The 13,448-nt window shown below is 39.3% G+C and carries 12 protein-coding genes; 5 read left to right on the forward strand and 7 right to left on the reverse strand.

Features of this window, described 5'->3' with window-relative positions; translation table 11 throughout:
- Positions 1 to 104: 104 nt before the first annotated feature.
- A complete protein-coding gene (locus N6B01_RS03320) occupies positions 105 to 557 on the forward strand; it encodes an MliC family protein (RefSeq protein ID WP_262079904.1) in 453 nt (150 codons plus the stop codon).
- Between the two features lie 228 nt (positions 558 to 785).
- On the opposite strand, the gene N6B01_RS03325 is transcribed toward N6B01_RS03320, so the two are convergent.
- Both N6B01_RS03325 and N6B01_RS03330 read right to left on the reverse strand, forming a co-directional pair.
- Positions 786 to 1,280, reverse strand: coding sequence for a thermonuclease family protein (locus N6B01_RS03325; RefSeq protein WP_262079906.1), 495 nt, complete (start codon positions 1,278 to 1,280; stop codon positions 786 to 788).
- 251 nt (positions 1,281 to 1,531) lie between these two features.
- Positions 1,532 to 3,319 carry a glucan ABC transporter ATP-binding protein/ permease gene (locus tag N6B01_RS03330; RefSeq protein WP_182418909.1) on the reverse strand — a complete coding sequence of 596 codons (1,788 nt, stop codon included), beginning with the start codon at positions 3,317 to 3,319 and terminating at the stop codon, positions 1,532 to 1,534.
- Positions 3,320 to 3,884: 565 nt separating this feature from the next.
- On the opposite strand from N6B01_RS03330, the gene N6B01_RS03335 reads away from it, so the two are divergent.
- From N6B01_RS03335 to N6B01_RS03350, 4 genes are all read left to right on the forward strand, one after another.
- Entirely contained in the window at positions 3,885 to 4,874 is a 990-nt protein-coding gene (locus tag N6B01_RS03335; protein WP_182418910.1) for an RluA family pseudouridine synthase, read from the forward strand.
- Positions 4,874 to 5,548, forward strand: a complete 675-nt coding sequence (locus tag N6B01_RS03340; protein WP_262079909.1) for an HAD-IA family hydrolase — start codon at positions 4,874 to 4,876, stop codon at positions 5,546 to 5,548. Before N6B01_RS03335 ends, N6B01_RS03340 begins: the two co-directional genes overlap by 1 nt.
- A gap of 61 nt (positions 5,549 to 5,609) precedes the next feature.
- Entirely contained in the window at positions 5,610 to 6,395 is a 786-nt protein-coding gene (locus tag N6B01_RS03345) for an ATP12 family chaperone protein (RefSeq protein WP_262079911.1), read from the forward strand.
- Between the two features lie 166 nt (positions 6,396 to 6,561).
- On the forward strand, positions 6,562 to 7,602 hold the full coding sequence (locus N6B01_RS03350; protein WP_262079912.1) for a zinc-dependent alcohol dehydrogenase family protein: 1,041 nt from the start codon (positions 6,562 to 6,564) through the stop codon (positions 7,600 to 7,602).
- Between the two features lie 394 nt (positions 7,603 to 7,996).
- On the opposite strand, the gene N6B01_RS03355 is transcribed toward N6B01_RS03350, so the two are convergent.
- The 5 genes from N6B01_RS03355 to N6B01_RS03375 form a co-directional block, all read right to left on the reverse strand.
- Positions 7,997 to 8,623: a hypothetical protein gene (locus N6B01_RS03355; RefSeq protein WP_262079913.1), complete on the reverse strand. Its 627-nt coding sequence runs from the start codon at positions 8,621 to 8,623 to the stop codon at positions 7,997 to 7,999.
- 302 nt (positions 8,624 to 8,925) lie between these two features.
- The gene (locus N6B01_RS03360; RefSeq protein WP_262079914.1) at positions 8,926 to 9,423 is read right to left on the reverse strand and encodes a hypothetical protein; all 498 of its coding nucleotides are present in this window, start codon (positions 9,421 to 9,423) and stop codon (positions 8,926 to 8,928) included.
- 416 nt (positions 9,424 to 9,839) lie between these two features.
- A complete protein-coding gene (locus tag N6B01_RS03365) occupies positions 9,840 to 10,460 on the reverse strand; it encodes a MarC family protein (RefSeq protein ID WP_262079915.1) in 621 nt (206 codons plus the stop codon).
- Positions 10,461 to 10,558: 98 nt separating this feature from the next.
- Complete coding sequence (gene fhuB, locus N6B01_RS03370) at positions 10,559 to 12,532, reverse strand: Fe(3+)-hydroxamate ABC transporter permease FhuB (protein ID WP_262079917.1); 1,974 nt, start codon at positions 12,530 to 12,532, stop codon at positions 10,559 to 10,561.
- A complete protein-coding gene (locus N6B01_RS03375; RefSeq protein ID WP_262079918.1) occupies positions 12,519 to 13,427 on the reverse strand; it encodes an ABC transporter substrate-binding protein in 909 nt (302 codons plus the stop codon). Before N6B01_RS03375 ends, fhuB begins: the two co-directional genes overlap by 14 nt.
- Between the last annotated feature and the right edge of the window lie 21 nt (positions 13,428 to 13,448).

Raw genomic sequence — 13,448 nt, forward strand, 5'->3', positions numbered from 1 at the left:
TATCGTGGATTGTTTAGATTAATTGATATGTGTTTTGATTGTTTTTACAATTAAATATGTCATAGTTTTTTGTGTAACCCTTTTATCAACCGCGAGGAAAGTTTATGAAATTACATTCCATTGTAGCAATAGCTTTATTTTCTTTAACAGGAAGCGCTTTGGCTGAAAGTGTGTCAGTTACTATGCCCGGGATATCAGTATCTGTCCCTGCTGATGATGCAGCTGCAAATGTTTCAGTGGGCGCACCATCTGGTTTTGCCATTTCTGTGACTGGAAGCGATGACTTTTCGTCGGAAAAAGTAAAATATAAGTGCGGCGATCAAGATGTGGTAGCAACTTATATCAATGCGAATGATATCTCCCTTGTACAGCTTGATTTTAGCGATAAAACGATTGTTGCTGCTAATGTCCTTGCTGCCAGCGGTGCTAAATATGCTGGGGATCAATTTATCTGGTGGGAAGATCAAGGCGAAGTGAGCCTTTATAATATCATTGATGATCCAGAGCAGAAAAAGCCAATTGCTTGCCTTGAGGATGCAAATGAAACGGGCGAGTAAATTGTTTCTAATAGGCTAATGTCTTTTATAAAACGACTTTGTTCAATTTTGAGGAAAGTCGTTTTTACATTATTTATAAGTTTGTATTTACCCCTTAAATATTTTAGTGTTTTTCCAATTAAAGAAAGAGCTTTTTTGCTTTTAAAACAATATTTTATTTTAAATTGTTTTGTTAATGGTTAAAATAATGTTAAAGTAAATTATTATTTTATTAAGTTTTGGTCTCTTTTAATTAATTTTATTAGATTTTTTATTCCATCGCCACTGCCAAGGCTCTAAAAAACTTCCTGCCCATATTCCTGATTTTTTCTGTTTGGCTTTTTCTTGGGCATTGCTATAATATCCTTGTGAGTAGCGGGGCCAATCAAGTGCATGGCCATTGGAAACCATGTAGTCGCCAAGATCTCTATTGTCAGCTCTCACACATTTAGCAACAAAACGCTTATATCTATCCTTATATTGTATATTACATTGTATAGGTTGCGATTTATCAAGCCAATCAGCTAAAGCAAAGGATGCCTTTTGCCCACAACGGTAATTTTGGCCTTTATTATCTATACATAATTGCTTGCTTTCAGGGGCATCAATTCCCCATATGCGAATGCGCGTATTGTGAATAATAATGGTGTCGCCATCAATGACAAATGCGCGTCCAGTTATAATATCATTTGCAAATGTTGGGGAACTTAACAATAAAAATAATGAACAGAGAAAAAGACGCATAATGCAGCTCGACCTAATTGAATAATGCCGAACAATTACACTTATTGATATGTATGTATATAATAAAATATTAAATTATAGAATTATTGATTGAAGGAATTTTTAGCCTTGTAATAAGGAAATTTAATGCCAGTTAAATTAAAATTTTTGAACTGGATCATTTAAATAGCTCTACAAAAAAGGGAGCACTGAGGCTCCCTTTTTTGAAATAATTTTGAATGTCGGCTTTAATTTTCTTGAGGGTGAAAATCTTAAGCAACTTCGCGGTTTGGAAACTTTGTAACATTGCCCGAATAATTATCTGGCATTTCTTGTTCTATAGTCAAGCCGCCGGCACGTAGTAATTGGGTGAAGCGACCACCTTTTAATGAAAGCTCGCGGAACGAGCCTTGTTCAATAATGCGTCCCTGATCCATGAAAAGAACAAGATCAGCATTGCGTACCGTTGATAGGCGGTGAGCAATCACAAAGGTTGTGCGGTCACGGCTAACCTGATCAATTGCATCTTTAACTTTAGCTTCGGTTTCAACGTCTAAGGCACTTGTTGCTTCATCCAGTACCAAAATAGGTGCATTCTTTAAAACAGCGCGGGCAATTGCAAGGCGTTGACGTTCACCACCTGAAAGACGTGAGCCACGCTCACCAACTTTAGCCTGATAGCCATTGCCCTTTACCAAAATAAAATCATGGGCAGCAGCGCTTTTAGCGGCATCTTCAATTTCTTTAACGCTCGCACCTTGCTTACCAATACCGATGTTTTCAAGGATTGAACGGTTAAATAGCCCAGCATCTTGGAAAACAGTGGCAAGACATTTACGCAATGAATCGCGTGAAATTTTACGCGTATCGGTACCATCGATAGAAATATTACCAACCGCTGGATCATATACCCGTTGTAAAAGGTTGATCAAAGTGGTTTTACCTGCCCCTGTTGGACCAACGATGGCAACGGTCTGTCCAGCTTTTGCTTCAAAGCAAACATCATAAACACCCTGGCCGGAATTCGCAAATTCGAAGGTTACATGATCAAACTTAACGGAGCCTTTTACATTTTCCAATGCTGGTAAATTTTGTGGCTCTGCTTGGGCAATGGTTGAATCTTCCATTTCGTAAAATTCATCAAGCTTAGCGCGTGAAGATACCGCAAGGTTGATAAAGGCAGTGATTTGATCAAGACGACCAATCATCAATTGTGCAAAGCCAACAAATGCAACCACATTGCCAACAACCATTTGGCCGCGTGATACAAGTACGGCGCCAAGTAGAAGTACAACTACCATAGAAATAGTGGACGCCATACGATTTAAGCCACTTGCTAAAGCCCACCAATTTAAAACGGGATATTGGGCGCCAAGTAAACTCTCTGTATGCTGACGCAATGCTTTAGATTCTGCTTGAATGCGGTTATAGCCCTGAACAACAGATACGTTGGAGATTGAATCTGAAACATGCTCAAATAATGTATGGTGGTGATGTTCAATAGCTTCTTGGCCATCCTTGGTTTTTTTCATAACCAAGCGCGCAATCATGACATATACAACGCCAAGCACAGCAAGCACCATAGTCAAACGCCAATCCATTGATAGCGCAGTTGGTACCAACATAACTAGAACAACAATAGTTGAAAGATGTTGGCGCATAAATTCAAGCCAAATGGCAGAAAGTGAATCTGTCGCGCGAATAAGTGTATGCAAAGCGCTAGAGGTACCGCGCCCCTGATGCCAAGATAGCGGCATAGCAATGATGCGCTCATAGGATTTGGTTAAAGTATCAAGGCGCAAGCGATGAGCCAAGCGGTCGGCTCCGCGCGCAACGAGTACATAAGCAACAATATTAAAAATACCAAAGCCAACCCATAGGCTAAGATTGGTGAAAACATCACCCTTATCAGCAATAGCACCGATGATGCGGCCAAACAAAATAGGTTCGGCGATAACAATTATCGACAAAATCACATTGGCTAGACAAATCGATATAGCCGATTTTTTTTCTCCGCCAAGATAGGAAAGCGCACGCATATAAGTTTGAAATATTGACACGGTATTCGTGCTCCATAAAATATAGCTAGAAATTAAATTCTCTTTGCCTTATTTCATGCCCTAATGACTAATATGTGTCAGGGAAAGCCACTTTTGGAATCGCATTGTAACCAGTCGTGATAATTAGTTTTTTTTAAAATATTAAAATTTATTTAAAAAAAATATCAATAGAACAGAAAGTTCTCGAATTTTTAAATTAGTGGGATGATGAAACTTTATCATTTTTATAACCTATTGGTATTTAATGATTTTTATTGTTTTAGTTGCGTGCTAATGTGCTTAATTAATCGATTTAAAAGTAAATTTAGCTAGATGAAAAGTACGGTTTTGTTCTTGAAATTAGTAAGACTTGGATACAATTAAAAACAAAATGTGATTTATAAGTTTTCACCAAATTATCATGATGACGGTGCTTTTTGATGGATGGGCGTTACTTTGATGATGGTGATTCTAGAAAATTTAGCTAAAAGATGCGGAAAAGCAAATATATATTGCATTTGATAGTGGTAATATTGCATTAAGGTGCAAAGAAGATACGACTGCCATTGGGCAAGGAGATAAGCGCATGACCGGACAGAAAACGGTTGAGTTAAAAACTGTTGAAAATGATGAAGCGGGCATGCGGCTTGATCGTTGGTTTAAGGTTCATTATCCTGGCTTGGGTTTTGGTGCGTTGCAAAAGCTTTTGCGTTCTGGGCAAATCCGCTTGGATGGCGGGCGGGTTAAATCTGATACCCGTCTTAATGCTGGGCAAACCATGCGTGTGCCACCATTAAGCGTTGATGAAAAAGCCTCTGGCCCCTTAACAGGTAAAACTATACGAGGGCAAAATGATGGCGATGTTTTAGCGCAAATGCTCATTTATGAAGATCCAAAGGTTTATGTATTTAATAAACCATCTGGACTTGCAGTGCAGGGCGGCTCAGGTGTTGCACGCCATGTTGATGGCATGCTTGAGGCTTGGCGCAACAAAAAGGGTGAAAAGCCACGCCTCGTTCACCGTATTGACCGTGATACCTCTGGGGTTTTGGTTGTTGCCCGTACACGTAGTGCCGCTCAAAGCTTAACGGCAGCTTTTCGTGAGCGTGAAACTAAGAAGACCTATTGGGCGATTGTGCGTGGTGTGCCACGCCGCCGCCAAGATAAGATTTCAACTTGGCTGGTGCGTGAAACAACTCCCGATGGCGACCGTATGCGGGTTTGCGAACATGGCGAGCCTGATTCCGATCACGCGGTTTCTTATTACCGAGTTATTGAAACGGTAGGCCGCGATATTTCATGGTTGGAGATGGAGCCGTTTACGGGGCGTACTCACCAATTGCGGGTGCATGCAGCTTTTATGGATAATCCGATTTTAGGCGATTCAAAATATTTTTATGCGGATCAAAATTGGGTTTTCCCAGGTGGCATTCAGAACCGGTTGCATCTTCATGCGCGCCGTATTCGTATTCCAAATCCTGCTGGTGGCATGATTGACGTTAGCGCGCCATTGCCACCCCATATGGTACAGACATTCAATCTTCTTGGGCTTGATGAAGAAGATGGTAATGAATAATGGTAAATGATTTACGCCTTGTGCTTTTTGATTGTGATGGCACTTTAATTGACAGTTTCTCAACCATCAAAAATTGCATGGTGAATGCTTTTGAGGATTTTAATTTTCCTGTACCAAGTGATGCAGCAATAAAATCGATCATTGGTCTGTCGCTGCCAATTGCTATTACAAGATTGGCGCAAGGGGTTGATTTGTCTAGTAATGTAACAGTTCCAGCCGATGAGATGACGGCTTGTTACAAGCAGCATTTTAATCGCTTGCGCGATGAAAATCGGGGATATGAGCCTTTATATTCAGGCATTAGCGAATTGTTAAAACAACTGTCATCTATGGATAATATTATCCTTGGCATGGTGACCGGCAAATCAAGGCGCGGCGTTGATATGGTGATGGCTGAGCAAGGATTTAACTGCTTTGTTGCTAGCCGCTGCGCCGATGAGTGTCCATCAAAGCCGCATCCTGCGATGGTGCTTGAATGTTGCGATGAAACTGGTGTTACACCAGATTGCACCCTTGTTGTTGGCGATGCAATTTATGATATGCAAATGGCAAAGGCAGCAGGCGCCAAAGCTATAGGTGTTGACTGGGGCTATCACAAGGCTGAGCAATTGTTAAAGGCTGGTGCAGATTCATTGTTGAAGCAACCATTGGACTTGCTGAAATTGCTATCATAAAAATAGTACTTTTGATATAAAGTGCTTATGAGCTAGATGACCAAAATATAGGAATAAAATTATGCGTAATGTTTTCACCGACATAGAGCCTTGGGATGATGAAAAAGACCCGATGGTATCAGCTCAGGAAAAAATGAAACATAAATTACCCAAGCGTTTTTATGAAAAAGCTGAAAGCTTGGCAAGCGAAAATGGCGTTGAAATACGTCTTGACGGTCGTTCGGTCAAAACGCCCGCCCGTAAAATTTTAGAGCTTCCAAACCAAGCATTAGCAGATTTAATTGCGCAAGAATTTAATGCGCAGGTTGATGTGATCGATCCAGCAAAAATGCCAATCACTCGTCTTGCCAATACGGTTATCGATGGCATAGCCGAAGATAGTGAGCCAGTCGTTGAAGATCTATTACGCTTTGGTCTTTCTGATTTACTTTTTTACCGTGCATCCGCGCCAGTAGAATTGGTGGAGCGGCAACAAAAATTATGGGATCCTATACTTGATTGGGCTGAAACACGTTTAACTACGCGCTTTACTTTAGGTGAGGGGGTGATGTTTATTCCCCAGTCTGATAATGCCAGTTGGGCAATTCGCAGCTATTTACAAAACTATTTAAATAAGCCTTTCGAATTGGCCGCCCTTCATATGTTGACAACCTTGTCTGGCTCAGCATTGATTGCTTTCGCGGTAAATGATGGTCATTTAACTGTCGAAGATGGTTGGAGGATTGCTCATCTAGATGAAGATTGGACCAATGAGCAATGGGGTAAGGATGAAGAAGCGATGATGCGGCGCTCCAACCGAGAAGCCGAATTTTATGCTGCATCTGCAGTGCTTGCGGCATTAAAATAAAATCTGACTTTAGGGACCTTTGTATTAGAGCTTTTTTTAGAAAAGTGTGAAGCGGTATTCGGCCAAAAACGCGGTGTAAACAATGGATTAGAGCGCCGATCTGATCTAATCAGATCGAAATGTGCTCTAATTTTAAAAGTTCAATAAGTTTTGGGGGGAGAAATTTATGAAAGCTATTTTTTATGATGCTTTTATGCAAAGGCCACAAATAGCCAATTTACCTGATCCAACACCACATGATAATAGTGTGGTTATCGCCGTTAAAGCAACGGGGGTTTGTCGCAGTGATTGGCATGGTTGGATGGGGCATGATAGCGATATTAAATTACCCCATGTGCCAGGGCATGAATTTGCTGGTGATATTGTTGCAGTTGGCAAAAATATCACTAGTTTTAAAGAGGGCGACCGTGTAACCGTGCCTTTTGTGTCAGGCTGTGGTCATTGCAGTGAGTGCAATTCGGGCAATCAGCAAGTTTGCCCAAACCAGTTTCAACCCGGCTTTACCCATTGGGGCTCGTTCGCGCAATTTGTTGAAATTGATTATGCGCAAACCAATCTTGTCCACTTACCAGACTCGGTTGATTATAGCACTGCAGCTAGCCTTGGCTGCCGCTTTGCCACATCATTTCGCGCCGTAGTTGATCAAGCACGCTTAAAACCGGGTGAGTGGATTGCCATTCATGGCGCTGGCGGTGTTGGCCTTTCAGCTATCATGATTGCAGCAAGTTTAGGCGCGCTGCCAATTGCTATTGATATTAGCGATGATAAGCTAGAATTTGCCAAGCAATGCGGTGCCATTGCAACGATTAATAGCACCAAAGTTACCGATGTGAGTGAAGCGGTAAAGGATATAACCAAAGGTGGTGCTCATGTATCAATTGATGCCTTGGGCAATCCTGTAACTTGTTTTAATTCGATTAAAAATTTGCGGCGGCGTGGTCGCCACGTGCAAGTTGGCTTAATGCTTGCCGACCATTCAACTCCTAAAATCCCAATGGCTGCAGTTATTGCTCATGAGCTTGAAATATATGGTAGCCATGGCATGCAGGCTTGGCGCTATGATGCTATGCTTGATATGATTTTAGCTGGAACGATTAAGCCACAACAACTCATTGGTCAGTTTATCACCTTAGAACAAGGTATTGATGCTTTGGTGTCGATGGATAAGTCAACCAATATTGGGATGAGTATTATCAATAGTTTTTAATAAGCCTTTAAGATTAGGATTTTGGGTTTTGCTTTCGCTGCCGTTTAGTTTGTTTGCGCCGCAGAAGAAGCAGACCCTTAAGTTTGTTGGAATTGACAACTCGGAAAATTACAACGTACAAAGGCTTATATGTCTTTTACGATTTTTTCGGCAATACAGCTTTAAGAATAATATTTTTGATGACACCGTATATAAGGTGAATAATGCATTAAGGATTATGCATCAATTACACTTATGTTGATTTATCTATCATTAGTTATCCGTATGGAAAATAATCATATTAGAACGCAATGAGCTCATACATCGCTTAAAATAAAAATGCGAGTGTAAAAGAACTGAAAAGAATTAAATAAAAATTATCAAAAAAAGAAAAGTTAATCTAACAATGCCCGTTTTATCCATTTAAAAACTTACTATAATTCTTATGAACATACATATTTATGCCATTGCTTAAAACATCACCTAAATTTATGTATTTATCTTCATCAAATATATTTGAGGCTAACCTTAGCGGTAAATCAATCGCTATATCTTTTTTAAGAAAAACGATGTAATAATCTTCGAGCCGCGGAGCAATATCGTATGAAAGACAACCCCAGATAAATTTTTCATCCACGAAAATCGAGCTTGTTACGTCAATAAAACTAAAGACATCTACAAAACGCACATTTCCACCTGCTATTGTATAATTAAAATTATAATCATATTTGTCTATAGGACACCGATAATCCATTAATCGCAAATATATTTCATCATTACCAATATCTAAATTGAATGTAATCCAAAATTTGAGTTCACAATCTTTGATATCTTTAATAAAAATTTCTTTTTTAAATTTATTTAAATTATTTGGATATTTAATATTCTCAATTTCACTAGTCTTCCTCTTCTTTTGATTTCTAAAAAATATACCTTCTATGTTTAATATTTTATATTTTTTAAATATATGATATGTATATGTATTATAGTCTTCAACTGAAGGATCGGATGTTTTTATATGTAAAAAGTAATCTGTTGACATTCTACACTCATTTAAAAATTAAATAATAAATATTGCTAATTTTATCGTGATGAAGGCAATTCCATTATATGAACGTTATTCATGTTGATTTATACCGCTATATATTTTGTGGCGATTAAACTGAGGCGCAAATAGCAGATAAATTATTTATTTTTGAGCTAATTATATTATATTATATTATATTATATTCTATTTTTATCTGTAAAATATTTTATGTTTAAATAGGTTTTTGCAGATATTAATATGCAAGCAAAGTTAACTATGGCTAACCTTGCTTATTATTTGTATTATATTTTAAAGCTCTAAGAAGTTGAGGTCGAGTCTTCTTTATTTTTGCGTGCCATAATGTAGAGTACCGTAACATAAGAAAAGCCAGCACCGAACCCTAGCCCAAAAGCCAAATGAGTGGCTGCCACATAATGCATTTGATAAAATTGCACGATTAATATTGCAAGGCCAAAAAATATAATAGTTAAAACTAAAAATATTAAGACATTGATGAAGCGTTTTTTTATAAGCCGTGTGGGATGGCCACTACAAGCAAATGATATCAAAAAGCTTATAATGCCAACAGGTAAAATCATCGTGGCATAGCAAAGCACTAAATATCTTGGAAGTAGATATAACGCATTGATAGCGATGGTTTGTAAAAAGTCCCCATAGTCGCCTTGTTTTCCAGCCAACTCCCACAAGTCGTGGCTTGAAAGAACGGGAAAAAACGCCCAAATAATTGCCATGGAAATTGGCGAAAAAAATGTATTCCACAAGGTGAACCTAATTTGTTCTGACGTTAAGTTCATCACCGTCCTCCAGTATAAGTTAAAATATCAATGCTAGATTCCATATTTTTAATGTGTTGTTTTATAAAATGGCATTACATCAATATCAATATATGGATATAATTATTATAATTTAATTATTGAATTTGTAGAAGATTAATTTATATTTTTTCCTATATATTATATAGGAAATTAATTTTGTAAATTTTATTTCGATATTTCTATTATTTCAGATTTTTTGTATATTAAGCTTAATAATTTTTTTTGAATATTCTAATAATTTATATTGTTTTTCTGTCTTATTTAAGAATGATGATTGGCCGACTTTTAATAGTAAGGTTGATTAGCTTGATTAAAAAAGTCGCGCCTTATTTTAATATCTTTAAGCAAAAAGATGGCAAAAATTTATGCTATGAAAAGCAATAGGATTTATAAAATCATTGGAAAAACAGTGATTTTATACCATCGGCCACTAATTGTACCGCAAGGGCTGCGAGGAGTAGCCCAAACAAGCGGGTAACGATAGAGCGACCAGCAACACCAATTAAACGGTCAATTGCTGGTGAAAGCCGCATGAAAAAATAACAGCATATAACTGCGATAAAAAGCACGCCAAGGGTGATTGCTTTGCCGCTCCAGCCAGGATTATTGCCGGCCATTAAGATGGTTGCTGAAATAACGCCAGGGCCGGCAATCATTGGCATAGCAAGGGGAAATGCAGCAATATTGGTAATGTGATCCTTGGTAATAATGATTGCGGCGGTTTTTTCCTTACGTTCGGTGCGTTTTTCAAAAATCATTTCAAAAGCGATGAAAAACAGCAAAATACCACCAGCTATTCTAAAAGCACCAAGCGATATACCTAGGGTTGTTATGATCTGCGTACCAACAAGGGCAAAAAATGCCAATATCACAAAGGCAATTGTTGCAGCAATGATAGCTGTTTGCTTTTGTTCCTTACCATTCATGCCGACACTAAGCGACAAAAAGATAGGAATAAGACCGGGCGGATCGATCGTTACCAATAGGGTAATTAATGTATTTAGAATCTCAATCATTGCTACTTCGCTTAAATGCTTTGTGGTTTTTGTTATGCACTAAAATGCATAATGCATCTAGTTGAAATTTTAATTATATGCACTCGCAAAAATAATTTTTACAGTTTAGCATTTTTAGATCGTTGCGATAAAATCAAGATAAGACAAAATCCACCAATCAGCGAAGCAAAAAGCCCGGGCGGTAAATTATAAGGAAACGCTATCATGCGTGATAACCAATCAGTAATTGCCATAATCACCGCACCTAATAAAGCTGAGGCAATCATAAAACTGCGTGTTTCATTAATACCATAATAGCGAGCAATATGCGGAGCAATTAGCCCAACAAAGCTTAATGGCCCAATCATTAAAGAGCCTATCGCTGTTAAGCTTGTGGCGGTAACAACAATTATCGCGCGTACCAAACCATTGGGAAGACCTAAGCTACGCATTGCAACATCACCGAGCGGCAAAATGGTTATCCAACGGGATAGGGCAAATATAATGAAAAGAGCTACAAAAAGTATAACGGTGGCAAAGGCAATTCCCCAGCTAGTTGCTTGCGTCGTTGTACCACTTAACCAGCCTAACAAAGCATAACCTTGCGGTGTGCCTGTCGCAATTAATGCGGTTAAGACAGAGCTTGCCATAGCGCCAAAACCAACGCCCGCTAAAAGTAATTTTTCAGAGCCGAATTGCCCACGCATTGCCAACAGCATAATAAATAGGATTGAAATAAATGCACCAATGGCAGCACCCATCCATTGTTGGGCAAGGCTAGGGCTTGCAATAGTTAATAAAACAAGGGCAAGACCGACGCCTGCGCCAAGACCAGTTCCTAATATTTCAGGGCTGGCGAGTGGATTAGCGGTGAGGCGCTGCAATAATGCACCTGCTAGCGCAAGACATGCCCCCGAAATCATCGTAAAAAGCAGCCGCTCTAAGCGCAGATCAATAAAATCATAAAAAAGCGTGCCGGTTGCCACAAATATGCCTTGTGTCCCACGCCCTAAAGTCAAAGCAATGAGGGTGACCAATATTAAAATAATTACAAGTATAGCAATAAAGCTGAAAGGATGACGGGCGCGCTTAACAATTTCGCCAGTTTGACTGTTTGGCCATTCAAACATTCTTAATTTGGGTAGCATCCATAATAAAAGTGGACCGCCAAGCAAGGCGGTTGCTGCGCCAACAGGAATATCGGTATGAGTAAGGGTTTGAATTAAATATGTTGCGCTATCGGTTGCCCATAAAAGAATTGCGCCAATGATTGGGGATGCAATCATCATTTGTTTGAGTGATCTTGCTCCCGAAAGTCGCGCCAACGCAGGTCCGACCAAACCGACAAAGCCTAATATGCCAACTTCTGCGATAATAAAGGCGGCTATCGACACGCTAATCATAATCACAAGCAATCGAATAGCTAAAAAGGAAACGCCAAGGCTTCGCATATTAGCATCATCAACATTAAATAATGTCAAAGGGCGTAATAGAAAACTCGCAATAATAGCGCCGATTATAACTTTCACCGATAGCCAAAGAAACGGTGTCCAACTTAATTGTTCCAGTGAACCGCCACCCCAGACAAACAGGGAAAAAACATAATCACCATTGGCAAGAATAAGCGCAGTTGAAGCAGCTGTCGCGGTTAATGAGATAATCATACCACTTAAAATAACCGATGCAGGCTCAAGTCGTCTTTTATGGTTCAGCAATAAGACTAACAAAATAGCACTAAATGCCCCAATAAGTGCTAGCCATTCGCGGCTTAACCAAGTAACTGGAACATATAAAATACCTAGCGTCATGGCAAGCTGTGCACCTGATGCGATGCCAAGAGTAGTTGGCTCAGCAAGGGGGTTGCGCAATATTTGTTGCAAAAGCAGCCCCGATAATGCAAGGCCAGCCCCGCAAATTAAAGCCATAGCGCTGCGGGGCAAAATCATATTAAGCGCAATGATATGCTGTAATTTTTGCATATCATTATTATCGATTGCGCTATTCCATGCATTTAAAAATTGCATCAAGGTAATGATTGCTGCAAAAATACATAATGCCGACCAAAATATTATGATTTTTCTATTTTTCACCATCAGCCTCGAACCAGTGTTTTGCTAAAAGCGCAATAAAATGTTGTGCTGTCGGCAGGGCGCCAAAATGATTAAGCGGTGGCAAAAAAACAAAATTACCTTGTTTGATCGCTGGTAATTCATTCCATAATTTATTGTCAGGCAGTGCTTGGAGGGTTTGCTCTTCCGTTGGCCCAATGATGATAATTCCAGCATCAGGCTTTTGAGCTAATTTTTCAATGCCAATATGGGCATAGGCTGAATAGCTTGTATCGCTGCCCCAAGCATTATTCAAACCAATATCTTTGAAAGCTGCACCAAAAATACTATCATTACCAAATGCACGAAAATTGCGACCATTGCCAAGATTTATAATGAAATAATCACGTTGTAATAATCTTGCAAATTGAATGCGCTTTTGTTGAATAAATGCGTCATAGTTCTGTATAAATTGTTGTGCCTTTTCAAAACAACCAAGGTGTTGCCCTAACTCTAAGGTTGCTTTGGTAAGGGTTGGACGGGGTGAAAGACCCTGCCCAAAGACAATAGGCGCCCAAACTGGTGCAATTTTTTCCAATGTTGGACGCTGATATTCATAAAAATTAGATGCGATAATGAGTTTGGGGGCTAAAATACGCAGGAGCTCATAATTAGGACTGCCACGCAAACCAATATCCGCTACACTGTCTGGCATAGGCGGTTGAATTTGCATTTTTTTATATTGGCGCAATTCCGTTGCTGCTAGAGGTATTGTGCCAATGGCTAAGGCGGTTTCAAGCATAGCCCAGTCGATTATTGCAATATCGCAAAGGCAATATTGCAATGCAGCATTTTCTGCGATGCTATGGGTCATATTAAAATGGCTCGAAAAGAAAGCCGCGCAGGACAGCGATAAAAAGTGTCGGCGGCTTAATTCCATATTGTGTTTCCATATCATCGT

The sequence above is a fragment of the Bartonella sp. HY406 genome, assembly GCF_025449315.1.
Classification (GTDB): Bacteria; Pseudomonadota; Alphaproteobacteria; order Rhizobiales; family Rhizobiaceae; genus HY038.